Source organism: Gordonia prachuapensis (genome assembly GCF_036350515.1).
GTDB lineage: Bacteria > Actinomycetota > Actinomycetes > Mycobacteriales > Mycobacteriaceae > Gordonia > Gordonia prachuapensis.
In genome coordinates this window covers 137,948-163,006 of the sequence record NZ_JAZDUE010000003.1, presented here as the reverse complement: position 1 = coordinate 163,006, position 25,059 = coordinate 137,948, and the positions used below count along the sequence as shown (strand labels likewise).

Genomic DNA, 25,059 nt, shown 5'->3' with positions numbered 1-25,059 from the left:
GTTGTCGGCATCCCTACGTCACTGCCAGTCGCGGGAACGTGTTCCCACGCGAAGATCCAAGCGCTGCAGTCGCTCCGCCACCACCGTCACCGCCCCCTCGGCATTCTGCACGGTGCCGCGGATCAGCAATGCCGACGCCGAGTGTGCCAGATTCCGGTGCCGGGTCCACAACCCGACCGAACACACCACGTTCACCATCCCGGTCTCGTCCTCCAGGTTGATGAAGGTGACACCCGAAGCAGTGGCGGGACGCTGACGATGGGTGACCGCACCGGCCACCAGCACCCGCGATCCGTCCGCCACCGCCAGCAACCCGTCCGCCGGGATCACCCCCATCGCCGCCAATCGTGGCCGCAGGAACTGCGTGGGATACGAGGTCGGGGTGATGCCGGTGGCCCACGCATCGGTGGCCGCCAGTTCCACATCGGAGAGTCCGGGAAGCGTCGGTGTCGATGCGGCCGCCTCGAGAGGTAACTGCTCGAGGCGCACCGTCGCCGCCGCTCCGGCCTCCCACAACGCCTGTCGGCGACTCACCCCGAAACACGAGAACGCCCCCGCACCGGCGAGGCCCTCGAGTTGACCCACCGACAGGTCCGCGCGCCGGGACACGTCGGTGACGTCGCGGAATTCGCCGTCCCGGGTGCGGCATTCGACGATCCGCTCGGCGACGTCGTCGCCGACACCGCGCACCCCGCCGAGGCCCAGCCGGACCTCGAGACCTTGGTTCTCCAGCGTCGCGTGCGCCAACGATCTGTTGATGTCGGGCCGATGAACCACCACCCCGTGCCGGCGGGCGTCGGCGACGAGGGACTGCGGAGAGTAGAAACCCATCGGCTGGGCTCGCAGCAGCGCCGCACAGAACGCGGCTGGATGGTGCAGCTTGAACCACGACGAATAGAACACCAACGATGCGAAGCTCTGCGAATGACTTTCCGGGAAACCGAAGTTCGCGAACGCCGACATCTTCTCGAAGATCCGGTCGGCCACCTCCCCGGTGATCCCGTGCAACTCCTCCATCCCCTCGTAGAACCGCGTGCGCAGACGTTCCATGCGTTCCGGCGAGCGTTTGGAGCCCATCGCGCGCCGCAACTGGTCGGCTTCGGATGCGTCGAACCCGGCAACGTCGACGGCCAGCTGCATCAGCTGCTCCTGGAACAGCGGCACACCCAGGGTGCGATCCAGCGCCTTGCGCATCGACGGATGTTCGACACTCGGCTCCTCGATGCCGTTGCGCCGGCGGATGTAGGGGTGCACCGACCCACCCTGGATCGGTCCCGGACGGATCAGGGCCACCTCGACGACCAGGTCGTAGAAGTTGCGTGGCTTCAGCCGCGGCAGGGTGGCCATCTGCGCGCGCGACTCCACCTGGAACACCCCGACCGAGTCTGCGCGACAGAGCATCTCGTAGACCTCCGGCTCGGTGAGGTCGAGCGTGGCGAGGTCCACCTCGATCCCCTTGTGCTCGGCGACCAGGTCGATCGCATAGTGCAGCGCCGAGAGCATGCCCAGCCCGAGGAGATCGAACTTGACCAGCCCGATCGCGGCGCAGTCGTCCTTGTCCCATTGCAGGACGCTGCGGTTCTCCATCCTCGCCCACTCCGTCGGACAGACATCGGCGATGGGCCGGTCGCAGATCACCATGCCGCCCGAGTGGATGCCCAGATGTCTCGGCATCCCGAGAATCTCCGACGCCAGCGCGGTGACGTCGTCGGGTGCCTCGTCGGGTATCCGGCTCCACGCATCCTGCTGGCCGGTGGCATAACCCAGCGCCCGCGACATGTCCCGGATCGCGGACTTGCCGCGGTAGGTGATCACGTTGGCCACCTGTGCACTGAAATCACGCCCGTAGCGGCGATAGACATACTGGATCGCCTCTTCGCGCCGATCGGATTCGATGTCGACGTCGATGTCGGGCGGCCCGTCACGCTCGGGTGCGAGGAAGCGTTCGAACAGCAGCTTGTTGGCGACCGGGTCGACATTGGTGATGCCGAGGGCGTAGCAGACCGCGGAGTTCGCGGCGCTGCCCCGCCCCTGGCACAGGATGTCGTTGGCCTTGCAGAAATCGACGATGTCGGCGACGACCAGAAAATACCCGGGGAAGGTGAGCGTCTCGATGATGGCGAGTTCGTGTTCGATCTGCCGATATGCCTGCGGGTGTGCACCAGGCGGTCCGTAACGGCGTAGCGCCCCGGCCATCGTCTTCTCCCGCAGCCAGCTGTTCTCGGTGTGACCGGCGGGCACGTCGAACGGCGGCAGCTGCGGTGCGATCAATCCCAGCCGGAACGCACAATCGGCCGCCAGTCCGACGGCGTTGTCGATGGCCTCGGGGTGCCCGGACAGCAGCCGGGCCATCTCGTCCCCGCTGCGCAGATGGGCGCCACCGACACCCGGCAGCCACCCGTCGATGGTCTCGATGTCGGTGCGGGCCCGGACCGCGGCGACGGCGGTGGCCAGCCGGCGTCGTCGTGGACCGGCGAAATGCGCGCCGGTGGTCGCCACCGTCGCCAGCCCGAAGTCGCCGGCCAGCGCAGCAAGGACGGCATTGCGTTCGTCGTCGACGGGCAGCCCCTGGGCGGTGAGTTCGACGACGACATCGTCGCGCCCGTACCGGTCGACCAACCCGGCGAGCGCATCCCGCGCCGCCGCCGGACCGCCGCGATCGAGCGCGCGCCGCACCGCGCCCTTGCGGCAACCGGTGAGGATCAGCCAATGTCCGCCCGCCCGATCGGGCAGCGTGTCGGCGTCGTAGCGCAACAGGCCCTTCTCCCCGCCGAGCATGTGCGCGTCGGCGATGGTGTGCGACAGGCGCCGGTAGCCCTCACTGTCACGGGCGATGACGAGAAGATGTTCGCCCGGCGGGTCGGCGACTCCGGTCCGGGCGGCATCGGGTTCCAGGGAGAGTTCGGCCCCGAAGACCGTCGGCAGGTCGAATTCCCTTGCCGCCTCGGCGAATCGCACGATCCCGTAAAAGCCGTCGTGATCGGTCAGGGCCAGTGCGGACAGGCCGAGACGCTGCGCCTCCTCCACCATCTCCTCGGGCATCGAGGCGCCGTCGAGAAAGCTGTACGCACTGTGTGCATGCAGTTCCGCGTACGCCACCGACGACCGTCCGCGATCGACCCCCTCGGCCCGATAGGAGCCGCGTTTGCGGGACCAGGCCGGGCTGTCGCCGCCGTCTCCGGTGTTGTCGCCGGGACCGAACATCTCCCCCGGGCGCCCCTGTCCGGGTGCCCGCCCGGAGAGCACCCGCTCCATCTCCGACCACGTCGGTGGCCCTTGGTCCCAGCCCACCCCTCCAGGTTATAGAACATGTGTTCGAATCCCAACCCCGGGGCGCTCGATTCCCTAAGCTCGAAGTCACAGCCCAGAATTGCGTGAGGAGGCCTTCCCCCATGGCCAGGAACCGATCGGCACACAGCCGTGACACCGGCGACACCCTCGACTATGACGAGGCCGATCTGCACGTCGGGAAACCGAAACGCAAGGCCGCGGGAGTGCCGGCCGTTGCGGTGTCGATGGCGCGGTCGCTGCGGGAGATGGGCATCCTCCGGACCGGGGAGGCACTGCTCGAACTCAACAAGGCCGAGGGCTTCGACTGCATGAGCTGCGCGTGGCCCGACCCGGACCCCGGACACCGTCATCCTGCCGAGTTCTGCGAGAACGGTGCGAAGGCGGTGGCCGAGGAGGCCACCAGGTCGCGCGTGACCCCGGAGTTCTTCGCCCGCCACTCGATCGAGGATCTCGCGTCACGCACCGACCTCTGGCTCGGCAAGCAGGGACGCATCACCCATCCGATGATCAAACGTCCCGGCGGCACCCACTACGAGCCCATCGACTGGCCGGAGGCCTACCGGCTCATCGGCGCGCAACTGAACGAACTCGACCCGGACGAGGCGATCTTCTACACCTCCGGGCGCGCCTCCAACGAGGCCGCCTTCGCCTACCAGTTGTTCGCGCGCGCCTACGGCACCAACAACCTGCCCGACTGCTCCAACATGTGTCACGAGTCGACCTCGATCGCACTCGCCGAGTCGATCGGCATCGGCAAGGCGAGCGTCGTCCTCTCCGATGTCCACGAGGCCGACCTGATCGTGTTGCAGGGCCACAATCCGGGCACCAACCATCCGCGGATGCTCACCCACCTGGAGGAGGCGAAACGCAACGGCGCGAAGATCCTGTCGATCAACCCGCTCAAGGAAGCCGGTCTCCTCCACTTCCAGAATCCGCAGAGCCCGTCCGGCGTCCTCGGGCGCGGCACCGACCTCAGTGACTTCCACCTCCAGATCCGACCCCGCGGCGACCTCGCCCTCATGCAGGCCATCGGCTCGCTGCTCATCGAGTGGGACGCTCTCGACCACGAGTTCATCGAGACCCACACCCATGGCTTCGACGCATGGCGCGATCACCTGCGGCAGCTGGACTGGGACGACGTGCTCGCCGAGACCGGCCTGACGCGGGCGGAGATCACCGAAGCCGCGCGCATGCTGCGCGACTCGCGCAAGACGGTCTTCTGCTGGGCGATGGGGTTGACCCAGCACCGCAACGCGGTCGCGATCATCAAGGAGTTGTGCAACGTCGCCTTCGCGCAGGGCAACATCGGCAGACCGGGAGCGGGTCTGCTGCCGCTGCGCGGACATTCCAACGTCCAGGGCGACCGCACGATGGGCATCTGGGAGCGTGCGCCGCAGGGCTTCCTCGATTCCCTGCAGCAGGAGTTCGGATTCGACCCGCCGCGCGAGCACGGCCATGACACGGTCGACTCGATCCGCGCCATGCGGGACGACAAGGCGAAGTTCTTCATGGGTCTCGGCGGCAACTTCGTGGATGCCGCGCCGGACTCACGGGTCACCGCCGACGCCATGCGCAAGACCCGCATGTCGGTCCAACTGTCGACCAAGCTGAACCGATCCCACCTGGTGACCGGGGAGACCGCGTTGATCCTGCCGGTCAAGGGCCGCACCGAGAAAGACATCCAGGCATCCGGACCGCAATATGTGAGTGTCGAGGATTCGACATGCTCGGTGCACGCCTCCCGCGGGCCGCTCGACCCGGCCAGTCCGCACCTCGAATCGGAGACCGGGATCATCACCCAGATCGCCCACGCCACCCTCGGCGACCGGTACGGGATCGACTGGCTCGCCATGCGCGACGACTACGCGGTGATCCGCCGCCACATCGCCGCCGTGGTCCCGGGTTGCGAAGGCTACGAGGTCAACGTCCGCAGGCCGGGCGGATTCATTCTGCCGCATCCACCACGTGACGAGCGGCGATTCGACACCGACTCCGGCCGTGCCGAATTCGCCGTCTCCCCACTGGACGTGATGCAGATCCCGGACAAGCACCTGCTGTTGCAGACGCTGCGCAGTCACGACCAGTTCAACACCACCATCTACGGGCTGAGTGACCGCTACCGCGGCATCGAGGGCGGGCGCCGGGTGGTGTTCATGCACCGCGACGACATCGCGGCGCTCGGGTACGACAACGGCGACATCGTCGATCTGGTGAGCGTGTGGGAGGACGACGAACTCCGGTACGCCACCGACTTCCGCATCGTCGAGTACGACATCCCCCGTGGTACCGCCGCGGCGTACTACCCGGAGACCAACCCGCTCGTCCCGTTGGACTCGACCGCGCTCGGCAGCAACTGTCCGACGTCGAAATCGATCGTCATCCGCCTGGAGCGCGAGGGCACGATCCGCGCCGAACATCTCGGTGGCCGCCAGGAATCGGTCGGCGAGGACTGGTCACACAAGAGCCGGCCGCAACCACGCCATCTGTCCTGACGGCAGGAGGCGCCGCACTCACACCCCGAACGCGGGCGGATACTCGATGACACCCGTCGGAATCGGCCGGTTCGGGTCGAGCGCGAGAAACATCAGCGCGTCGTCGGGAACCTCGAAGGACGCCGAGATGCCCACCTCGGAAGCTCGGCGAAATCCGAAGCGCGGATAGAACTCCGGGTGTCCGAGGACGACCACCAGGTTCTCGTCGGCACCCGCGGTCACCCGCGACCGGGCCGCGTCGAGCGCGGCGACGGTCACCGCCGTCCCGACACCTGTGTTCTGCAGGTCCCCGACGACCGCACACGGCGCCAACGCGAGGGCCGGCTCCGCACCGACCCGGCAGCGGGTCAGCAGCGCGAAGCCGACGACGAGTCCGTCGCGGTCGGTCGCGACCATCGACAACTCCGGAATCCACGCCAGCGCATCGGCACGGAGAGCGTCGACGAGATCGGCCTCGTCGGGCTGACCGAACGCGTCGGTGACGACCTGCCGGATCCGCACGATGTCGCCCGGAACCTCGGGTCGACACCGACCGGTCGGGATCTTGCCATTCGTCAATGTAAGTGTCACCCTGTCTGCAACGGATTTCTTACTCGGCAGTAAGAAGCGTCACGCTGGTCCAGCAGCCTCACGAGATCGGATCACCGACATCATGACGACCTACTTCATCACCGGCGGCAACGGTTTCATCGGGCGCCGGGTCATCGAACGCCTGCTCACCGTCGAAGCCGACGCCCGCATCTTCGCACTGGTCCGGACGGGTTCGCTACCCGTTTTCAGCGAGTTCCTCGCGACCGTCGACAACGCCGGCCGGGTCACCGCGCTGGCCGGGGATCTCACCACACCCGGCCTCGGGATCGATGCCGCCGACCTGCCCGAGATCGACCACGTCATCCATCTCGCCGCCGTCTATGACATGTCGGCCGACGCCGATGTCACGCACGCCGTCAACGTCGAGGGGACAGCACACGTCGCGGACTTCGCCCTCGCCGCCGGCGCCCTCATGCATCACGTGTCGTCGATCGCGGTGGCCGGCGACCACCGAGGGACCTTCACCGAGGACGACTTCGACTCCGGCCAGGGATTCCCCACCCCCTATCACCGCACCAAGTTCGAGGCGGAGAAGATCGTCCGGACGCGAGAAGGGCTGCGGTGGAGGGTATATCGACCGTCCGTCGTCGTCGGCGACTCGCGGACCGGGGAGATGGACAAGATCGACGGTCCGTACTACTTCTTCGGTCACCTCAAACGCCTGGGCGTCCTGCCGTCGTCGTTGCCGCTGCCCCTCCCCGATCTGGGACACACGAACATCGTGCCCGTCGACTTCGTCGCGCATGCCATCGTGGCGTTGTGTGCCGTGACCCCGGAGCGCAGCGGCCTTGTCCACCACCTCGCCGACCCACGGCGTCGGACCATCACCGACATGTACAACGCGATCGCCCCGGGTTTCCGAGGCCCCCACGGTCACAACGTGATCCCGAACGGCCTCGTCGCCCCGGTCGTCACGCTGTCGGGTGCCGGCGCCTTCCGGGTGATGCGAGATCTCGTCGCCACCCAACAGGGCATCCCACCGATTCTGCTCGACACGATCGCGCTGACCGTCGACTTCCGCTCCGACGCCACCATCGCCCGGCTTGGGGGACATGGCATCGCCCTGCCCGACCTCGACGACTACGGTCCGCGACTGTGGACCTACTGGGCCGAACATCTCGATCCCGCCCGCCACCGCCGCGACGATCCGCGCGGGCCGCTCGTCGGCAAGAAGATCGTGATCACCGGCGGTTCGTCGGGTATCGGCAAGGCGACGGCCCGGATGTGCCTCGCACGGGGGGCCGACGTCATGATCGTGGCCCGCGATCCCGAAGGACTCGACGCCGCGCGTGCCGAGCTCGCCGCGACCGCGACGAAAGCCGGTGTGCCGCCGGGACGGGTCCACGCCTACCAGTGCGACATCACCGACGAGGAGTCGGTCACCGGGTTGGTCAAAACCGTTCTCGCCGAACACGGTCACGTGGACATCCTGGTGAACAACGCCGGTCGTTCCATCCGGCGTGCGACGCTCAATGCCACCGACCGTATGCACGACTACCAGCGGGTGATGGCGGTCAACTACTTCGGTGCGGTGAACCTCATCCTCGCGCTGCTGCCGCACATGGTGGCGCGGCAGTCCGGCCACATCGTGAACGTGACATCGATCGCGGTGCAGGCCAAGAACGCCCGCTTCGGCGCGTACGCCGCCTCGAAGGCGGCGCTGGAGGCGTTCAGCGATGTCGTCGGGGTCGAGACCCTCTCCGATCACATCACCTTCACCAACGTCCGGCTGCCGCTGGTCCGCACCCGGATGATCGCTCCGACGGAGATCTACGAGGATGCCGGCGCATGGGGCGTCGACAAGGCCGCGTCGCGAGTGCTGCACGGCATCGTCGACCGCCCGCGCCGGGTCAACTCGGTCCTCGGTTCCCTGACCGAGATCGGTCACCGGGTCGCGCCGGGCCTCACCGCCCGGGTCCTCCACCAGGAGTTCCTGATGTTCGGCGAATCGGCCGCAGCACTCGCCCAGGGCTCCGAGGGTGGCGGCTACGATCGGCGGGCATGACCGACACCCCCTATCTCCGCATCGATGTGGAGTGTCTCGACCGCAACATCGCCGCGGTCGCGCACCGGGCAGACGAACTCGGCCTCACGGTGCGGCCGCACGCCAAGACCCACAAGTGCGCGGCGATCGCGCGCAGACAACTCGACGCCGGCGCGGCCGGCCTCACCGTGGCCACGATCGGTGAGGCGGAGGCGTTCGCCGATGCCCTTGGACCTGCGGCGCCGGATCTGTTCATCGCGTATCCGCTGTGGCTGACCGACCACAAGTCGGCGCGGCTGCGGGCCCTCGCCGATCGGGCGCGGATGCGGCTTGCGATCGACTCGGTGGCCGGCGCACGACAACTGGCCGATCGGCTCGGCGACGCCGATGTCGAGGTGGTCGTCGAGGTCGACTCCGGACAACACCGCACCGGGGTCGCACCCGACGATGCGGGCGAACTCGCTCGACAGGCGACCGATCTCGGCCTGCAGGTGATCGGCGTGTTCACCTTCCCCGGGCACGGCTATGGTCCGGGGGACGCTCGCCGGGAGGCCGCCGGCGACGAGGCGCAGGCATTGACACGAGCGGCAGAACGATTGCAGGACAACGGTATCGATCCGGTCGTCCGGAGCGGCGGCTCCACCCCGACGATCGGTTTCGCCAGTTCGGGAGTGCTCACCGAGATCCGGCCGGGCGTGTACCCGTTCAACGATGCACAACAACTGGAACTCGGATCGTGCACCGCCGACGACATCGCGCTGACCGCGATCGCCACCGTGGTGCATCGCAGCGGCACCCGGATCGTCACGGACGCGGGGAGCAAGATCCTGGGGGCCGACCGACCGGCCTGGACGTCGGGGTTCGGTCGGCTCCGGCACGCCCCGGACGCCCGCGTCACGTCGTTGTCGGAACATCACGCCGTGATCGAGTTCCCGGCGGATTCGCCCACGGACGCGATACCCGACGTGGGCTCCACCGTCGCGATGGTGCCGAATCATGTGTGCACAGCGGTCAATCTGGTGGACGAACTCGTGGTGTCGGATTCGGGCACCGCATGGCCGGTGGTTGCCCGCGGCGCGAACAGCTGAGAAGCAACTCACTCATACACTCCCTCCACCACCCAACTCCGCGAGCGATAGCGCAACAGCAGGGCTCGCGAATCGTCGAGCAGCACCTGCGCGCGGGCCGTGATCTCCTCGGCGCCGTCACCTTCACCACCGGCACCGCCCAGACCGAACGGCCACGGTCCGGCCCACCATCGCAGTTCCCAACTCTGCCTGCGTTTCCCCGCGCGCTCCATCGACACCGTGGTGGGCTCGGCGGTGAAACACCCCCGACCGGTGACCTCCACCGGCGTGCCCGTCAGGTCCAGAACGTGAATCGGGGTCTCCACCAGCACCGACGGTGTCGGCTGCGGCAACCTGCCCGGCCATGGCGCGGCCGGGTCGCGTGCCGGGAGACGCTCGTCGCCGAGTGCAACCATCGTGATCTGTTCCGCCGGGCCCCGTCCTCCGCTCGGGATGGGAAGTTGTACCGCGTCTCCGCCGAGAAGCCCCTGCACCCGCACCAGCGAACGGCGCGCCCGTTCGTCGATCTCTGGGTCCTCGGGTAACCCGTTGCCGCTCAACGGATACTGCAGCGTTCCGGCTTCGGCGACCTCGATCGGTTCGAGCCGCAGTGTCGCGATCGGCGAGTCCGGCCGGTCCTCGGCGCCGGGTCGTCCACCGGTCAGCCATCCCTCGAGCTGCCACCGGATGCGATCGGCCGTTGCGTCCGGGGTCAGCGGCTGCGCGCACCGCCAGGTCCGCGAATGTCGTTGCCCACGCTGGGTGATCGCCTCGACCGTGAGCCGCGTGCAGGCCGCCGACGCCGCTGCCAGGCGACCCGCCAGCTCGTCTGCCAGCCGGCGGCCGAGAAAGGCCGCGGAATCCACCCGGTCGATCGGCGGATCACACTGATGCTCGATGATCAGATCCACCGGCAGGGCCTGCCCCGACGGCGATCGTCCCGGCTCGGCATTGGCCAGGCGGTGCGCTATCACCGCGTCGGCGTCGAAGCGCGTCGCGACATCGCGAATCGACATCTGCGCGAACGCTCCGATCGTCGAGATCCCCAGTCGCCGTAGCAACTCGACCAGGTCGACGCGCGTGGGGGCACTCATGCTCGGTTCGACGGCGAGGTCGCCGATCGGGCGGTCGGACAGATAGATGGCGTCACCTCCCGGTTCCACATGCCGGCCGTGCCGAGCGGCGAGCACGGCGGTGAACAACTCATCGGCAACACCGCCCTGGACCTCCACCCCGGATGCGGCGACCGCGTCGATCAGGTTCTCCGCGAGTGCGTCCTCACCGCCGAAGTACCGGGATGCCCTCGCCGCGGGCACCACCAGCAGACCGGGTCGCAGGACCTCGACGACCGGCACCAGCTCGGTCACCACCGCGACCACCGGCTCGAAGATCCGACCGTCACGGTGATCGTCGGCGGAGACCACCGTCATCTCCGGACACGCCGACTGGGCCTGCCGCTTCCGCATACCGCGCCGCACCCCCGCGGTGCGTGCAGGAGCCGAGCAGGCGACGACCCGATTGGCGTGAAGCACGGCGATCGGGTGGTGCGGGCCCAGATCGGCGTCGATCGCCGCCGCTGTCGCCGGCCAGTCCGGGCACCACAGGGCCAGGATTCGCTTCTCCGAGGTGACGTGATCGGCCATCAGTTCGCCACCGCCAATCGTGGACGAAGCGGCGACGCCACCATCTCCACTCGTCGATCGGGGCCGAAACCGCTTGTCAGCAGGTCGATATCACCGACCGACCGACGGTGTCCACGATCGGTGACGGTCATGCGCAGCGTCATCCCGCCGATCCGGCCGACCCCGCGGCGCGCCACCGCGAGGTCGGCCGCGTCGGTACCTGGTAGATGCCGATAGGTCACGATCTCGGTGTCGAGCCGCAGCTGCGCCCCCGGCCACGAACCGCCCGTGATCATCAGCGCCGACATCTGCTTGCGTAGTCGCCCCATCATCACCCGGGTACGCGAGGGCGGTACCTGCGCTCCACCCAGGTCCAGCACGACCAGGTCCATCCCGTCGAGCAGGATGCCCGCCACCTCCACCGGATCCGCCCCCGGGTCCGGCACCGTGGCGATGCGGGTGAGATCACCACCGAGTTCGGCCACGGCTCCGAGATTCAGCTGCGGCATGCCCACCAGCCCCACCTGACGGCCCGCGCCGCTCACCGACGCGATCACCGCCAGCAGCGCCGATCGGGCGCCGGCGACGGCGGAGACGCTGCCTCTGGTCACCCCGCCCCGAGGCAGTAGGTCGGCCATCGGCGCCGGGACCGGGAGGACGTCGTCCGACGGATCCGACACCTCCACCGCCGCACGATCCGGACGCCCGGACATCGCCGCGATCTGGCGCCGAAGGCGATCCAGATCGTGGTTGCGCGTGGCATCCAACGGCACACTCATACACCCTCCTACCAGCGACTTTCCGCAATAGCGCGCCGGGAAGATGCACGTGCGTTCGAACATGTTTTCGAGTGATTTCGATACTAGGACGCGGCACCGACAAGCGCAACGCACGTGGTCAGCGCCCCGCCCCCAGCCCCCCCGGCCCCGCCGCCGCTTCGTCCCCCAGGTATCGACTCTTCCGCCGACTGCAGTTGGCCGACGAAGCGATACCTGGGGGACGAACCGAATCAGAAGAGCGGCGTCAGAAGAGCGTGAGAGCCGGCGGCGCGGCGGGCGACGACTCTGGCGCACCCTCAGCCGCCACCCGCAGACCCGGCGACCCGGCGAGCCCGTGCCGCTCCACGAGTGGACGCATCCGCTCGCGCAGCCACGCCGAGTACTCCGGGGTGACATAGGCGCCGCGCCCGTACAGACCTCGGTATCGACGCAACAGTGCAGGATGTTCGGCGGCCAGCCACTCCAGGAACCAGGGCTTGGTGGCGCCGCGCAGATGCATCGGGAACGCGGTCACCCCGGACGCGCCCGCGTCCGCCAGCGCCGCGATCAGGCGGTCGAGATGCTCGGTGGAGTCGGTCAGATACGGGATCACCGGTGCGACCATCACGTGCGGGGCGAATCCCGAATCCGCCACCGCCCGGATCAGTTCCAGCCGAGCCTTCGGCGACGGCGTCCCCGGTTCGATCGCCTTCTGCAACTCGGCGTCATGGAAGGCCAGCGAGATGCCGATGCTCACCGGAACCTTCTGCGCCGCCTGCCGCAGCAAGGGCAGGTCGCGACGCAGCAACGTGCCCTTGGTGAGAATCGAGAACGGGGTCGCGGACTCGGCCAGCGCGGAGATCACACCGGGCATCAACCGGTACCGCCCCTCCGCTCGCTGATACGGATCGGTGTTCGTCCCCAGGGCGACCGCCTCCCTGGTCCAGGACCGACGACGCAACTCCTTGCGCAGCACCGCGGCGACGTTCAGTTTGACGACGACCTGACTGTCGAAATCGCGCCCCGCGTCGAGGTCCAGATACTCGTGGGTCGGCCGGGCGAAACAGTACCGACACGCGTGCGTACACCCGCGAAAAGTGTTCACCGTGAACCGAAACGGGAGATTCGCGGCATCCGGGACCTGATTCAGCGCACTCTTCGCGAGCACCTCGTGAAAGGTCACGCCCTCGAATTCCGGGGTCTGCACCGACCGCACCAGGCCCGCCTTGCCCAGACCGGGCAGTGCACCGTCGTCGACCTCGACCCCCTGGTCCGACCACCGCATGTCCGAAGTCGAACACATGTGCGAGAGCGGTGTCAAGCAGTCGCACCCCACTGTGGCGTCCCGACTATCATGCAGCCTATGTCCACCACCCCCGACCATCGCCGTACGCCCGGCCCGCAATACCTGGTCGCCGGACGCTATCGGCTGCGGTCACGGATCGGTGGCGGCGGAATGGGCGCGGTCTGGCTCGCCCGCGACCAGCTCTTCGATCGCGACGTCGCGGTCAAGCAGGTGGTCTCGACCGAGGGGTTGAGCGACGAATCGGCCGAGGCCATCCGGCTGCGCGCGATGCGCGAGGGACGCATCGCGGCCAGGCTCGTCCACCGCAACGCCGTCGCGATGCACGACGTCGCCCTCGACAGCGGCGAACCCTGGCTCGTGATGGAGTATCTCCCGTCCCGCAGCGTCGCCCAGATCCTGCATGCGACAAAGACTCTCGATGCCCGCCAGGCCGCCCAGATCGGCGCGCAGGTGGCCGACGCGATGACCACCGCCCATGCCGCGGGCATCATCCACCGTGACATCAAGCCCGGCAACCTGCTCGTCACGACCACCGGACGCACCGCGGGCCTGATCAAGATCACCGATTTCGGCATCTCCCGCCTGAAGGACGACGTCAGCCTGAACAACTCCGGGGTCATCACGGGGACACCCGCATACTTCGCTCCCGAGGTGGCCCGGGGCGCCGAGCCGACCGAGGCGTCCGATGTCTACTCGCTCGGTGCCACCGTCTACACGCTGGTCGAGGGGCAACCGCCGTTCGGTGTCGACGACGACTCGCTGGCGTTGTTGCACAAGGTCGCCCGCGCCCGCATCACACCGATGACGAAGGCGGGCGAGCTCGAACCCGTGCTCCTGCGCATGTTGGAACCGAGTCCCTCACGCCGCCCGTCGATGGCGCAGGCCCGCGACCTCCTCGCCACCGTGGCGGCCGGGGAACGCGGTTCGGTGCAGCAGGTCCTGGCCGGCCCGATCAGCACGCCGGACGGCGGATTGCCCACCTGGGCACAACGCTCGCCCCGGCCGCCGCGAACCCACCCGACCGGTACGCACCTGGCGGTCGGCGGGCCGCTGCCCGCTCGGCCCGCTCCGTCCGTCGCGTCGTCGCCCGGTGACGACCGGCCGTCCGCGGTGTCGACCGCACCGTCACCGTCGACCCCACGACCTCAGTCGCGCAACAGGTTTCCATCGACCGGACGATCGAACGCCGCACTCGCCGTCGGCGGCGTGGCGCTGCTCGTGATCGTGGTCCTGCTGATCCTCACCCTGGTGTGACCACTACCCTCTGACCACAACTCTCTGACCACTATCCGATGTGCCGGGTGGCCGCCCATCGGGTCAGCGCGTTGCGGTTGGACTGCTGGGTCTTGCGCAAGACGTTCGACGCGTGTGTCTCGACCGTCTTGATCGAGATGAACAGTTCGTCGGCGATCTCCCGGTAGGTGTAGCCGCGCGCCAGCAGCCGCAGCACCTCGAGTTCCCGCTTGGTCAACGAATCGAGTTCGGGGTCGAGCGGTGGCTCCGGCGCGCCGGATTTCCCGGTGAACGAATCCAGGACGAACCCCGCCAGGCGCGGACTGAACACCGCGTCGCCGTCGGCGACCCGCCGGACGGCATCGGCGAGTGCCGTCCCGTCGATCGTCTTGGTGACATACCCCCGTGCCCCCGCCCGGATGGTCGCGATGACGTCCTCGGCGGCATCGGACACGCTCAGCGCCAAGAACACCGGGACCGGGCCGTCGACGATCGCGTCGGTGACCGCACGCAGGACGGCGACCCCGCCGCCGGACGGCATGTGCACATCGAGCAACACCACGTCCGGCCGGAGCGCGATGATGCCGTCCACCGCCTCGGCCACCGTGCCCGCCTCACCGGCGATCGCCAGCCCCGGTTCCGACGTGAGTTCGGCGCGGACACCGGATCGGAACACCGCGTGGTCGTCGACGAGGAAGATCCGGCAGACGGCCGGTTCGGTCATCATGACGCTTCCTTCCGTTGCTGCCGTTTCGTGGCCGTGCCGTCGGACGACGGGAGGTGATCCGATTCCGTTGCGTCCGATTCTGCTGCGTCCGCACCGTTTGTCGGTGATTCCTGTTCTGTACCGGCATGTTCGGCGCCGGACCGGCTTCCGGAACCTCGGGGCATGACCAGTTTCACGTTGGTGCCACGGCCCGGGGTCGATTCGATGGTCGCCTCGCCGTCGGCGCGATGCATACGCGCGGTGATCGACCGGGCGATGCCCTGCCGGTCGCCGTCGACGAGGTCCGGATCGAACCCGACTCCGCGGTCGCGCACGAACACCTCCACCCGGTCGTCGGTCACCTCACCGTAGACATCCACCTTACGTTCGCCGGAATGCTTGGCCGCGTTGATGAGTGCCTCGCGGGTCGCGGCCACGAGCGCCGCCCAGCGCCGTTGCTCGGCCGGGGGCGCGTCGTCGGGACGCAGGTCCCCGACGGTGATGACGTCGACCTCGATGCCGTAGTCGTCCTCGACCTCGGCACCGACTCCCTGCAGACTCGCCGACAGCGAACCCGCACGATGTGCCGGGTCACCGAACAACCAGCCACGCAGTTCCCGTTCCTGGCTGCGTGCGAGCCGTGCCACCTCGTCGGGTCTGGCCGCCTGCTTCTGGATCAACGCGAGGGTCTGCAGCACCGAATCGTGCAGGTGGGACGCGATCTCCTCGCGCTCGGCATTGCGGATGCGGGCGGCGCGTTCCTCGTTCAACGCCCGCAACATCCGCATCCACAGCGGCACCGTCAGCAGCACCACGCCGATGAGGGTCGCGATGACGGCGAACAGCGTTGTCGAGAGTCCGCCGAAGGAACGTTCACCGGCCAGCACGATGACCACCAGGCCACCGATGACCAGCAGTGCTCCACCGATGAATCGTGTCCAGGTCAGCAGCGGGGTCCGCGGGGATGCCCGTGAGGTGTCGAACTCCCGCCACACCAGGCTGGCGCCGACGGCGACGAAGACGAAGGGGACGAGATAGGCGGCGGGCGTCCCCGAGGTGGCGAACCCGACCACCGACATCGCGACCAGGCCGACGAGCGCGAGACCATAGGCCTGCCGACGCTCGCCCGGTGCCGGCGACGTGCGGTCGTCGCCGGGCGGGCAGAAGAACCACAACAATCCGTAGGCGAGAACCCCGGCCCCGGCGAGCGCGGCGAGCACCACGAACACCACCCGGACCCGGAACGCGTCGACGCCGAGGTGGTCGGCGATGCCGCCGGCCACGCCCGCGATGACTCGCCCGCCGTCGCGGCGCACCAGCCGGGGCGTCGGCGACACGGCCGACGTCACGGGCACAGGGGAACCACCACTCACACTTCGATAGTGGCACGGCAGGCGGGTCCCGCACATCAGGGACGTTCTCAGGGTCCTCCCCCGATGTGGCGCGCGGCGCGGGCCGACACCATGGACATCATGGACACCAAGCATCTCGAGGGATTGTGGGCGACCCGGCCGATCCGTCCCAGCACCAACCGCACCGTCGCGGGTGTGTGCGCGGGGTTCGCCCTGCGGTATCGCGTCGATCCGACGTTGGTGAAGATCGCGTTCGTGGTGGCGACGCTGTTCGGTGGCAGCGGCCTGATCCTCTACATCGCGGCCTGGGTGGCGATGCCGAGCGAGGACAAACAGCGCGACGAGCTCGGGTCGATCCGCAACGCAGGCCACGCCCTGGGACACCGGCCGAGCCATCTCCGTCACCGCAATCCGCAGCTCATCCTGCTGATCGTGCTGGCCATCATCGTGGTGACATCGTTCGGACCGAACGCGACGTGGAGTTCGGGTGGTCTGCTGGGCGCCGCCCTCATGCTGCTGGGTTGGTGGCTGCTCTATCAACGCACACCGGAACCGCCGGCGGGCACCAGTGCGGACACCCACTCGCCCGCCGCGTCGGGATCACCGGCACCGGGCCCGGGGGATGCGCTCACGCCGTGGATACCGCGCTCGTTGATGACCGATCCCGCGATCGGGTCATCCGGTCGGGTGACATCGGGGACCTCGGGCGGCACATCGTGGCCCGGCCCGTCGGCGACCACCGCGTTCAACCCTCCCGCCACGGCCGCCCGAACGCCGGATGCGGGTACGCCCCCGGTATCGCCCAGCGCGTACGGCGAGACCACGACCGACCAGTCGCGGCGCACGCCCCCCGCGTGGGACCCGTTGGGAACGGCCCGGTTCGCCTGGGATCTGCCCGAACCAGCCGCCGAGAACGCGGTCGTGCCGCCGTCGGAGCGCCGCTCGCCCTTGACGCTCGTCGTCGTGGGTGTCGCGGTCATCGTCGCCGCCGCCGGTGCCGCCCTGCACCAGGTGGGGGTCGATTGGTTCACCCCCGCGCGGATCATCTCGATGGCGCTGGCCGTGGTGGGCGCGGGCCTCGTGATCGCAGGGCTCCGTCGTCGACGGGCCGGCGGTCACAGCACCGGTCTCGTGCCGATCGCACTGCTCCTCGGGGTCGCGGCAGTGGTGGCCACGTCCGCGGTTCGGCTCGACCTGCCGGCCGGCGGCGTCGGTGAACGAACCTGGACTCCGGTGGCCGAGAACGACATCCGGGATGAGTACACACTCACGATGGGCAAGATGGTGCTCGATCTCCGCGACGTCGACCTGACCGCCGATCGCACGGTCGACCTGCGCAACGGCATCGGCGAGATCGAGATCCTCGTCGGCGAGAACACCAACATCCGCGCGACGTGCGACGCGAACGTCGGCGACTACGTCTGCCCCGAGGGACTCGACGGTGGCCGGGACGGTACCGACGGACCGGTTCTCACGATCGACGCGATGACCAATGTCGGACATGTGGAGGTGACCCGATGACCGGGAACGACACGAACACCGCCGGCGCGACGCCGGACACCCGCCACCGTTCGCCGGGGTTGGTGCTCCTCGGGATCGCCGCACTGCTGGTCGCCGGCTGGGGGCTGGCGGGCGGACCGGATCTGCCGCCGGCCGCCGACCTCGGGTGGATCGCGGTCGCCGGGGGCCTGGTGATCGGTCTGATCCTGATCGTCACCGGGACGCGGTCGTCGCGGCACTGACCGTCACTCCCATTCAATCGTGCCCGGCGGCTTGCTCGTCACGTCCAGCACGACGCGGTTCACGTCGGGCACCTCGTTGGTGATGCGGGTGGAGATGAGCTCGAGGACCTCGTAGGGCACCCGGGTCCAGTCCGCGGTCATCGCGTCCTCGCTCGACACCGGACGCAACACGATCGGATGACCGTAGGTGCGGCCGTCGCCCTGGACACCGACACTGCGCACATCGGCGAGGAGCACCACCGGGCACTGCCAGATCTGCGCGTCGAGGCCCGCCGCGGTCAGTTCTTCCCGCGCGATGAGGTCAGCCTTCCGGAGCGACGCCAGACGGTCCGCGGTGACCTCGCCGACGATCCGGATGGCGAGACCGGGGCCGGGGAACGGCTGGCGACCGACGATCTCCTCCGGCAGACCCAGCTCCCGGCCGACCGCGCGCACTTCGTCCTTGAACAGCAGCCGCAGCGGCTCCACCAGCGAGAACTCGAGGTCGTCCGGGAGACCGCCGACGTTGTGATGGCTCTTGATGTTGGCGGTCCCGCTGCCGCCGCCGGACTCGACGACGTCGGGATAGAGCGTGCCCTGGACCAGGAAGTCGACCGACTCGCCGTCTGAGGCGTGCTCACCGAGCACATCGGTGACGGCCCCCTCGAACGATCGGATGAACTCCCGGCCGATGATCTTGCGTTTGGTCTCCGGATCGCTCACCCCGGCGAGCTCGGACAGGAACGTCTCCGCGGCGTCGACGGTCACCAGCCGCGCACCGGTCGCCGCGACGAAATCGTGCTGCACCTGCTCACGCTCCCCCGCCCGAAGGAGTCCGTGATCGACGAACACACAGGTGAGGCGCTCGCCGATCGCGCGTTGGACGAGCGCAGCCGCGACCGCGGAGTCCACACCGCCGGACAGACCGCAGATGGCCAGGCCGTCCCCGATCTGGTCGGCGACGGCTTCGATCAGGGTCTCGGCGATGTTCGCCGCCGTCCAGTCCGCCTCGAGATCCGCGATCTCGTAGAGGAACCGGGTGAGAACCTGCTGTCCGTGGGGGGTGTGCAGCACCTCAGGGTGATATTGCACACCGGCCATCTGCCGCTCGACGCACTCGAACGCCGCGACCGGCGCCCCGGGGGTCGAACCGGTGACCGAGAATCCCTCGGGCGCGACCTGGACCGCGTCGTTGTGGCTCATCCACACCGGCTGGGTCTCGGTGAGCCCCTCGTGCAGCACGCCCTCGCCGGTGACGGTCAACGTCGTCCGCCCGAACTCGCGGCCGCCGGTGTTGGCGACCTCGCCACCGAGCTCCTGGGTCATCGCCTGGAATCCGTAGCAGATGCCGAACACCGGGACGCCGAGGTCGAACACACCGGGATCGAGCTTGGGCGCGTCCTCGGCGTACACCGATGCGGGGCCGCCCGACAGGATCAGCGCGACCGGGTTGCGCGCCTTGATCTCGGCCAGGGGCGCCTCGTGCCCGATGACCTCGGAGTAGATGCGCGCCTCACGCACCCGGCGGGCGATCAGCTGGGCGTACTGGGCCCCGAAGTCGATCACGAGTACGGGGCGGGGGCCGTCGGCAGGAGAAACCGTCACCCCGACGAGTTTAGTGAGTGAGGACGCCAGACATAATGCAGGCATGTCCCACACCACCGGCGCGTCCTCGTCGACGCGACGCCTCTCGCTGTCGGTGGCCGACCTGACGCAGGCAGCGGTGTTCGCCGCGCTGATCGCAGCGCTCGGACTGCCCGGCACCATCACGATCGGCTCATCGGGTGTCCCGATCACCCTGCAGACCCTCGGCGTGATGCTCGCCGGATCGATCCTCGGTCCCCGCAAGGGAACCCTCGCAGTGCTCATCTTCGCCGTCCTGGCCATCGCCGGGCTGCCGATCCTGGCTGGTGGCCGCAGCGGATTGGTCGCCCTCGCGTCCCCGACCGCCGGCTTCTTCGTCGGTTTCCTCCCGGCGGTGGTGGTGATCGGCCTGGCCACCGCGATGATGATGCCGCGTTACCGGGTCATCTGGGGCATCCTCATCAACATCGTCGGCGGCATGGTCGTCATCTACGCGTGCGGGGTCGTCGGGTTGCTGCTGCGCACGGACCTGTCGCTGTGGGCGGCGATCTCCACTAACGGCATCTACGTGCCCGGCGACATCGCCAAGTCCGTGATCGCGGCGCTCGTGGCCGCGCAGGTCCACCGCGCCTATCCCGGCCTGATCGCACCGATCCGGCTGCGCCGCGGCCGCTGATCCCCTGGCCATGGTCGAGGGCGATCGATGATCGAGTTCTCCGGTGTCGGGCATGCCTACGACGACCGGGTCGTCCTGCGCGACATCGACCTGGTGCTGTCCGAGCGCAGGATCGGCATCATCGGCGCGAACGGCAGCGGGAAGTCGACGTTGGCGCGGATGATCAACGCACTCGTCGTCCCGGATCGCGGTTCGGTGGTGGTCAACGGGATCGATGCCACGCGGGAGAAGCGCCGGGTACGACGTGAGGTCGGTTTCATCTTCAGCGATCCCGATCGGCAGATCATCATGCCGACCGTCGTCGAGGACATCGAACTGTCACTCACGCGCACTGTCCGCGATCGGGCCGAACGGTCTGCTCGGGCGTCGGCGGTGCTGGCCCAGTTCGGGCTGGACGGTCACGCCGATCATCCCGCCCATCAGCTCTCCGGCGGCCAGAAACAGTTGCTCGCGCTGGCCTCGGTGCTCGTGACGGGCCCGTCGGTGCTGGTCGCCGACGAGCCGACCACGCTGTTGGATCTGCGCAATTCATCGATGCTGCGCGACGTCTTCGCCACGCTGGATGAGCAGCTGGTGGTGCTGACGCATGATCTCGATCTGGTCGCCGACTACGACCGGGTGATCGTGCTCGATGACGGCCGCGTCGTCGCCGACGACGAACCTGCCGCCGCGGTGGCCGCCTACCGGGAGTTGATGGCATGAGTGCACTGGGCGTCTATCGGCCCGGGCGCTCCCCACTGCACCGTCTGCCGGCCGGGCCCAAGCTGGCGGCCCTCGGCGCGGCCATCCTCGCGATCAGTCTGACCGTCCGGTCGGTCACCGCGGTCGGGGTCCTGGCCGTCGCGGTGGTGTGTGTGTTCGCCCTGGGCGGCATCAGGCCCCGCGAGGCGTGGCGCCAGCTGCGACCGGTGGTCTGGATCGTGTTGTTCGTCTTCGTGTTCCAGGTGATCTTCACCGATTGGCAACGGGCGCTGGTGGTGTGCGCCGTGCTCGCGGCGTCGGTCGCGATGGCCGCGGCCGTCACGCTGACCACCCGGACCTCGGCGATCCTCGACGCCATCGTCCGCGGGCTGCGACCACTCGAAAAAGTGGGCGTCCGGATCGATCTCGTGGCGCTGTCGCTCGCGCTCGCGATCCGGTCGATCCCGCTCATGGTCGAGGTCGTCGGTCAGGTCGACGAGGCGCGCAAGGCCCGCGGGTTGCGCCCCGGCGCACGGATTCTCGTCGCCCCGGTGGTGATCACCGCGTTGCGAACCGCGGATGGGTTCGCCGACACCCTGATCGCCCGCGGCCTCGACTGACCGCGTCCGGCAGAACGCGCGCAGCGGCCACCCAACCGCGCACGTCGCGACATGCGCGCGAACCCGACGGCTGCGCGGATGACGCGGCCGGGAGTCGGCGATGGGTCAGACGTGGACGGTCAGACCGACCTTCTGGAACTCCTTGAGGTCGCTGTAGCCGGCCTTGGCCATCGAACGACGAAGCGCACCCACCAGATTGAGCTCCCCGAACGGGTCCTGCGACGGTCCGGTGAGCACGCATTCCAGACTCGGCCGCTCCTCGTCGGTCGCGACCTGCAGCAGCGCGCCGCGCGGGGTGTCGGGATGTGCCGCCGCCGACGGCCAGTACCAACCGCGGCCCGGCGCCTCCGCGGCCGCCGCGAGCGGGGTGCCGAGCACTGCGGCGTCGGCGCCGCACGCGATCGCCTTGGCGAGGTCGCCGGAGGTGTGGATGTCGCCGTCTGCGATGACGTGGACGTACCGTCCGCCGGTCTCGTCGAGGTACTCGCGGCGGGCCGCGGCGGCGTCGGCGATCGCGGTGGCCATCGGCACGCCGATGCCGAGGACCTCGCCGGTCGTCGTCGCACCCTCCGCCGAGCCGTAGCCGACGATGACGCCGGCCGCGCCGGTGCGCATGAGGTGCAGCGCGGTGCGGTGGTCGTGGACGCCGCCGGCGATCACGGGGATGTCGAGTTCGGCGATGAACGTCTTGAGGTTGAGTGGCTCACGCACCGGGCCGTCGTTCGGATCCGCCTGGGCCACATGCTCGGCGGAGATGATCGTCCCGTGTACGACGAGGATCTCGACACCCGCCTCGAGGAGTGCCGGGGTGAGCTCGGGAGCATGTTGCGGACTGACCCGCACGGCCGTCGTCACACCCGCGTCACGCACGGCCGCGACCGCCTCCCCGAGCAGCTTGGTGTCCAGTGGCGCCGAATGCAGTTGTTGCAGAAGCCGTACCGCGGCCGACGGATCGGGATCGTCGGCGGCGAGGGCGACGAGTTCCTCGATCTTCGCATCGACGTCGCGATGCCGGGCCCACAGACCTTCCCCGTTGATCACGCCCAGTGCGCCGAGACGCCCGAGTTCGATCGCGGCCGCCGGCGACACCAGCGCATCGGTGGGATGACTCAGGATCGGTGATTCGAACCGGTAGGCATCGATCTGCCACGCGGTCGACACATCCTTCGATGACCGGGTCCGCCGGGACGGGACGATACTGATGTCATCGAGTTCGAACGTCCGTCGGGCCGTCCGCCCCATGCCGATGTCGACGAGGTCACGCACCGTTGCGCCTTTCTGCTACGCGTTGGAGGTCGCCGTCGCACCCGGGTGAACCGGGTCGCAACGGGCTTCAGCGGGAATAGTAGTTGGGCGCTTCGGTGGTGAGGGTGATGTCGTGCGGGTGCGATTCCTTGAGGCCCGCAGCGGTGATCTGGACGAAGCGTGCGTCGTGCAGGTCGGAGATGCTCGACGACCCGGTGTAGCCCATCGCGGCGCGCAGGCCGCCGACGAGTTGGTGGATGACCTGGCCGAGCGGCCCGCGGAACGGCACACGGCCCTCGATGCCCTCGGGCACCAGCTTCTCCTCGGCCAGCACGTCGTCCTGGAAGTAGCGATCCTTGGAGTAGGACTTGCCCTGGCCGCGTCCCTGCATGGCGCCCAGCGAGCCCATGCCGCGGTAGCTCTTGAACTGCTTGCCGTTGACCAGGATCAGCTCACCGGGCGCTTCGGCGGTGCCGGCCAGCAGCGAGCCGAGCATGGCGGTCGACGCACCGGCGGCGAGGGCCTTGGCGATGTCGCCCGAGTACTGCAGACCGCCGTCGGCGATCACCGGAACGTCGTGCTGCTTGCAGACCGCGACGGCCTCGAGGATGGCGGTGATCTGCGGCGCACCGACTCCCGCGACGACCCGGGTGGTGCAGATGGAGCCCGGTCCGACCCCCACCTTGACGGCGTCGGCGCCGGCCTCGACGAGGGCGAGTGCCGCTTCCCGGGTCGCGACGTTGCCGCCGACGACCTGTACCCGGTCCCCCACCTCGGCCTTGAGCTTGGCCACCATGTCGAGGACGAGCCGGTTGTGCGCATGCGCGGTGTCGACGATGACCACGTCGGCCCCGGCATCCGCCAACGCCATCGCCCGGTTCCATTGTGGCTCACCGGTTCCCACCGCCGCACCGACGAGCAGGCGGCCGTCGGCGTCCTTGGTCGCCAGCGGATGCTGCTCGGTCTTGACGAAGTCCTTCACCGTGATCAGGCCGGTGAGCTTGCCGTTGCCGTCGACGATCGGCAGCTTCTCCACCTTGTTGCGGCGCAGCAGGCCGAGCGCCGCCTCCGCCGAGACGCCCTCCTGGGCGGTGATCAACGGCGCCTTGGTCATCACCTCGGACACCGGTCGTGACTGGTCGACCTCGAAGCGCATGTCGCGGTTGGTGATGATGCCGACGAGTTCTCCCGACGTATCGACCACGGGGAGACCGGAGATCCGGTAGCGCGCGCACATCGCGTCGACCTCGGCCAGGGTGTGGCTCGGCGAGCAGGTGACCGGATCGGTGACCATCCCGGCCTCGGACCGCTTCACCGTCTCGACCTGCCCGGCCTGGTCCTCGATCGACAGATTGCGGTGCAGAACGCCCATCCCGCCGGCACGCGCCATCGCGATGGCCATCCGGGCCTCGGTGACGGTGTCCATCGCCGAGCTCACCAGGGGCACCTTGAGAGTGATGTCCTTGGTGACCCGCGACGAGGTGTCCACGTCGCTGGGGATGACGTCGGACGCCGAGGGCAGCAACAGGACGTCGTCGAAGGTGAGGCCGAGCATCGCGACCTTGCCGGGGTCGTCTCCACCGGTGCGCACTGCAGTCATCTCTCCATGGTATCGGCATGCCGTGCGTGTCCGGGCTCACCCTGCGACGGTCGCGCGAACCCATTCATCCGGACGAACAGGCCTGTGGAGTCCTCGCTCCATCGGGGCCAGTTGATCGGTTACCGTGGTGGTGTGCGTGACCACCTACCCCCCGGCCTGCCGCCCGATCCGTTCGCCGACGACCCCAGCGACCCGGCGTCGGCACTCGACTCGGTGGAACCGGGCATCCCGCTCGACGAGAACGAGCGGGTCGCGGTCGAAGAGGATCTCGCCGATCTTGCCGTGTACGAGGCGCTTTTGGCCCACCGCGGGGTCCGCGGACTGGTCGTGGTGTGTGAGGACTGCCACGAGGATCACTATCACGACTGGGACATGCTGCGCGCCAACCTGCTGCAGTTGCTCATCGACGGCACGGTCCGGCCGCACGAACCGGCCGTCGACCCGCGTCCGGACGCCTATGTGACCTGGGACTACTGCCGCGGTTACGCGGATGCCCGGGCCCACATGGACGACGATCGCTGAGAATCACC

20 protein-coding genes are annotated in these 25,059 nt (G+C 68.7%); 10 read left to right on the top strand and 10 right to left on the bottom strand.

Features of this window, described 5'->3' with window-relative positions; all coding sequences use genetic code 11:
* Positions 1–18: 18 nt before the first annotated feature.
* A complete protein-coding gene (locus tag V1Y59_RS04870; protein ID WP_330503711.1) occupies positions 19–3,291 on the bottom strand; it encodes an error-prone DNA polymerase in 3,273 nt (1,090 codons plus the stop codon).
* 101 nt (positions 3,292–3,392) lie between these two features.
* Between V1Y59_RS04870 and V1Y59_RS04865 the strand changes: the two genes are divergently transcribed.
* Positions 3,393–5,783, top strand: coding sequence for an FdhF/YdeP family oxidoreductase (locus V1Y59_RS04865; RefSeq protein ID WP_330503710.1), 2,391 nt, complete (start codon positions 3,393–3,395; stop codon positions 5,781–5,783).
* An 18-nt stretch (positions 5,784–5,801) separates the two neighbouring features.
* On the opposite strand, the gene V1Y59_RS04860 is transcribed toward V1Y59_RS04865, so the two are convergent.
* The gene (locus V1Y59_RS04860; protein WP_330503709.1) at positions 5,802–6,284 is read right to left on the bottom strand and encodes a GNAT family N-acetyltransferase; all 483 of its coding nucleotides are present in this window, start codon (positions 6,282–6,284) and stop codon (positions 5,802–5,804) included.
* Positions 6,285–6,435: 151 nt separating this feature from the next.
* Here V1Y59_RS04860 and V1Y59_RS04855 point away from each other — a divergent pair, with 151 nt between their 5' ends.
* Positions 6,436–8,379, top strand: a complete 1,944-nt coding sequence (locus tag V1Y59_RS04855) for an SDR family oxidoreductase (protein ID WP_330503708.1) — start codon at positions 6,436–6,438, stop codon at positions 8,377–8,379.
* The gene (locus V1Y59_RS04850; RefSeq protein WP_330503707.1) at positions 8,376–9,446 is read left to right on the top strand and encodes an alanine racemase; all 1,071 of its coding nucleotides are present in this window, start codon (positions 8,376–8,378) and stop codon (positions 9,444–9,446) included. The genes V1Y59_RS04855 and V1Y59_RS04850 overlap by 4 nt, the downstream gene beginning before the upstream one ends.
* An 8-nt stretch (positions 9,447–9,454) precedes the next feature.
* Here V1Y59_RS04850 and V1Y59_RS04845 read toward each other — a convergent pair whose 3' ends face one another.
* The 3 genes from V1Y59_RS04845 to V1Y59_RS04835 all read right to left on the bottom strand — a co-directional run bounded on the left by V1Y59_RS04845 (position 9,455) and on the right by V1Y59_RS04835 (position 13,090).
* On the bottom strand, positions 9,455–11,068 hold the full coding sequence (locus tag V1Y59_RS04845; RefSeq protein WP_330503706.1) for a DNA polymerase Y family protein: 1,614 nt from the start codon (positions 11,066–11,068) through the stop codon (positions 9,455–9,457).
* On the bottom strand, positions 11,068–11,826 hold the full coding sequence (locus V1Y59_RS04840; RefSeq protein WP_330503705.1) for a hypothetical protein: 759 nt from the start codon (positions 11,824–11,826) through the stop codon (positions 11,068–11,070). The genes V1Y59_RS04845 and V1Y59_RS04840 overlap by 1 nt, the downstream gene beginning before the upstream one ends.
* 244 nt (positions 11,827–12,070) lie before the next feature.
* A complete protein-coding gene (locus tag V1Y59_RS04835; RefSeq protein ID WP_330503704.1) occupies positions 12,071–13,090 on the bottom strand; it encodes an Rv2578c family radical SAM protein in 1,020 nt (339 codons plus the stop codon).
* Between the two features lie 78 nt (positions 13,091–13,168).
* Here V1Y59_RS04835 and V1Y59_RS04830 point away from each other — a divergent pair, with 78 nt between their 5' ends.
* Positions 13,169–14,365, top strand: coding sequence for a serine/threonine-protein kinase (locus V1Y59_RS04830; RefSeq protein WP_330503703.1), 1,197 nt, complete (start codon positions 13,169–13,171; stop codon positions 14,363–14,365).
* Positions 14,366–14,396: 31 nt separating this feature from the next.
* Here the strand turns inward: V1Y59_RS04830 and V1Y59_RS04825 are convergent, their stop codons facing one another.
* Both V1Y59_RS04825 and V1Y59_RS04820 read right to left on the bottom strand, forming a co-directional pair.
* On the bottom strand, positions 14,397–15,068 hold the full coding sequence (locus V1Y59_RS04825) for a response regulator transcription factor (protein WP_330431662.1): 672 nt from the start codon (positions 15,066–15,068) through the stop codon (positions 14,397–14,399).
* On the bottom strand, positions 15,068–16,387 hold the full coding sequence (locus V1Y59_RS04820) for a PspC domain-containing protein (RefSeq protein ID WP_330503863.1): 1,320 nt from the start codon (positions 16,385–16,387) through the stop codon (positions 15,068–15,070). Before V1Y59_RS04820 ends, V1Y59_RS04825 begins: the two co-directional genes overlap by 1 nt.
* A gap of 135 nt (positions 16,388–16,522) precedes the next feature.
* Here V1Y59_RS04820 and V1Y59_RS04815 point away from each other — a divergent pair, with 135 nt between their 5' ends.
* Complete coding sequence (locus V1Y59_RS04815) at positions 16,523–17,923, top strand: PspC domain-containing protein (protein ID WP_330503702.1); 1,401 nt, start codon at positions 16,523–16,525, stop codon at positions 17,921–17,923.
* On the top strand, positions 17,920–18,144 hold the full coding sequence (locus V1Y59_RS04810) for a hypothetical protein (protein ID WP_330503701.1): 225 nt from the start codon (positions 17,920–17,922) through the stop codon (positions 18,142–18,144). The genes V1Y59_RS04815 and V1Y59_RS04810 overlap by 4 nt, the downstream gene beginning before the upstream one ends.
* Positions 18,145–18,147: 3 nt before the next feature.
* Here V1Y59_RS04810 and guaA read toward each other — a convergent pair whose 3' ends face one another.
* Positions 18,148–19,728, bottom strand: a complete 1,581-nt coding sequence (gene guaA, locus V1Y59_RS04805; protein ID WP_330503700.1) for a glutamine-hydrolyzing GMP synthase — start codon at positions 19,726–19,728, stop codon at positions 18,148–18,150.
* A gap of 43 nt (positions 19,729–19,771) precedes the next feature.
* Here guaA and V1Y59_RS04800 point away from each other — a divergent pair, with 43 nt between their 5' ends.
* From V1Y59_RS04800 to V1Y59_RS04790, 3 genes are read left to right on the top strand one after another with little or no spacing between them, the layout of a single operon-like run.
* Positions 19,772–20,383 carry a biotin transporter BioY gene (locus V1Y59_RS04800; protein WP_330503699.1) on the top strand — a complete coding sequence of 204 codons (612 nt, stop codon included), beginning with the start codon at positions 19,772–19,774 and terminating at the stop codon, positions 20,381–20,383.
* 27 nt (positions 20,384–20,410) lie between these two features.
* Positions 20,411–21,085 (top strand): energy-coupling factor ABC transporter ATP-binding protein, encoded by a 675-nt coding sequence (locus V1Y59_RS04795; RefSeq protein WP_330430542.1) that lies wholly within the window; start codon positions 20,411–20,413, stop codon positions 21,083–21,085.
* On the top strand, positions 21,082–21,684 hold the full coding sequence (locus tag V1Y59_RS04790; RefSeq protein WP_330503698.1) for a CbiQ family ECF transporter T component: 603 nt from the start codon (positions 21,082–21,084) through the stop codon (positions 21,682–21,684). The genes V1Y59_RS04795 and V1Y59_RS04790 overlap by 4 nt, the downstream gene beginning before the upstream one ends.
* A gap of 105 nt (positions 21,685–21,789) precedes the next feature.
* On the opposite strand, the gene V1Y59_RS04785 is transcribed toward V1Y59_RS04790, so the two are convergent.
* Positions 21,790–22,950, bottom strand: coding sequence for a GuaB3 family IMP dehydrogenase-related protein (locus V1Y59_RS04785; protein ID WP_330503697.1), 1,161 nt, complete (start codon positions 22,948–22,950; stop codon positions 21,790–21,792).
* Between the two features lie 67 nt (positions 22,951–23,017).
* Positions 23,018–24,529 (bottom strand): IMP dehydrogenase, encoded by a 1,512-nt coding sequence (gene guaB / locus V1Y59_RS04780; RefSeq protein ID WP_330503696.1) that lies wholly within the window; start codon positions 24,527–24,529, stop codon positions 23,018–23,020.
* A 132-nt stretch (positions 24,530–24,661) separates the two neighbouring features.
* Here guaB and V1Y59_RS04775 point away from each other — a divergent pair, with 132 nt between their 5' ends.
* Positions 24,662–25,051 carry a DUF5319 domain-containing protein gene (locus tag V1Y59_RS04775; RefSeq protein WP_330430546.1) on the top strand — a complete coding sequence of 130 codons (390 nt, stop codon included), beginning with the start codon at positions 24,662–24,664 and terminating at the stop codon, positions 25,049–25,051.
* Positions 25,052–25,059: the final 8 nt, after the last annotated feature.

Excerpts from the sequence above, each read along its gene's own strand:
- V1Y59_RS04865 (WP_330503710.1), top strand. The coding sequence starts at position 3,393 with ATGGCCAGGAACCGATCGGCACACAGCCGTGACACCGGCGACACCCTC.
- V1Y59_RS04855 (WP_330503708.1), top strand. The coding sequence starts at position 6,436 with ATGACGACCTACTTCATCACCGGCGGCAACGGTTTCATCGGGCGCCGG.
- V1Y59_RS04850 (WP_330503707.1), top strand. The coding sequence starts at position 8,376 with ATGACCGACACCCCCTATCTCCGCATCGATGTGGAGTGTCTCGACCGC.
- V1Y59_RS04845 (WP_330503706.1), bottom strand. The coding sequence starts at position 11,068 with ATGGCCGATCACGTCACCTCGGAGAAGCGAATCCTGGCCCTGTGGTGC.
- V1Y59_RS04840 (WP_330503705.1), bottom strand. The coding sequence starts at position 11,826 with ATGAGTGTGCCGTTGGATGCCACGCGCAACCACGATCTGGATCGCCTT.
- V1Y59_RS04835 (WP_330503704.1), bottom strand. The coding sequence starts at position 13,090 with ATGCGGTGGTCGGACCAGGGGGTCGAGGTCGACGACGGTGCACTGCCC.
- V1Y59_RS04830 (WP_330503703.1), top strand. The coding sequence starts at position 13,169 with ATGTCCACCACCCCCGACCATCGCCGTACGCCCGGCCCGCAATACCTG.
- V1Y59_RS04825 (WP_330431662.1), bottom strand. The coding sequence starts at position 15,068 with ATGACCGAACCGGCCGTCTGCCGGATCTTCCTCGTCGACGACCACGCG.
- V1Y59_RS04815 (WP_330503702.1), top strand. The coding sequence starts at position 16,523 with ATGGACACCAAGCATCTCGAGGGATTGTGGGCGACCCGGCCGATCCGT.
- V1Y59_RS04810 (WP_330503701.1), top strand. The coding sequence starts at position 17,920 with ATGACCGGGAACGACACGAACACCGCCGGCGCGACGCCGGACACCCGC.
- V1Y59_RS04800 (WP_330503699.1), top strand. The coding sequence starts at position 19,772 with ATGTCCCACACCACCGGCGCGTCCTCGTCGACGCGACGCCTCTCGCTG.
- V1Y59_RS04795 (WP_330430542.1), top strand. The coding sequence starts at position 20,411 with ATGATCGAGTTCTCCGGTGTCGGGCATGCCTACGACGACCGGGTCGTC.
- V1Y59_RS04790 (WP_330503698.1), top strand. The coding sequence starts at position 21,082 with ATGAGTGCACTGGGCGTCTATCGGCCCGGGCGCTCCCCACTGCACCGT.
- guaB (WP_330503696.1), bottom strand. The coding sequence starts at position 24,529 with ATGACTGCAGTGCGCACCGGTGGAGACGACCCCGGCAAGGTCGCGATG.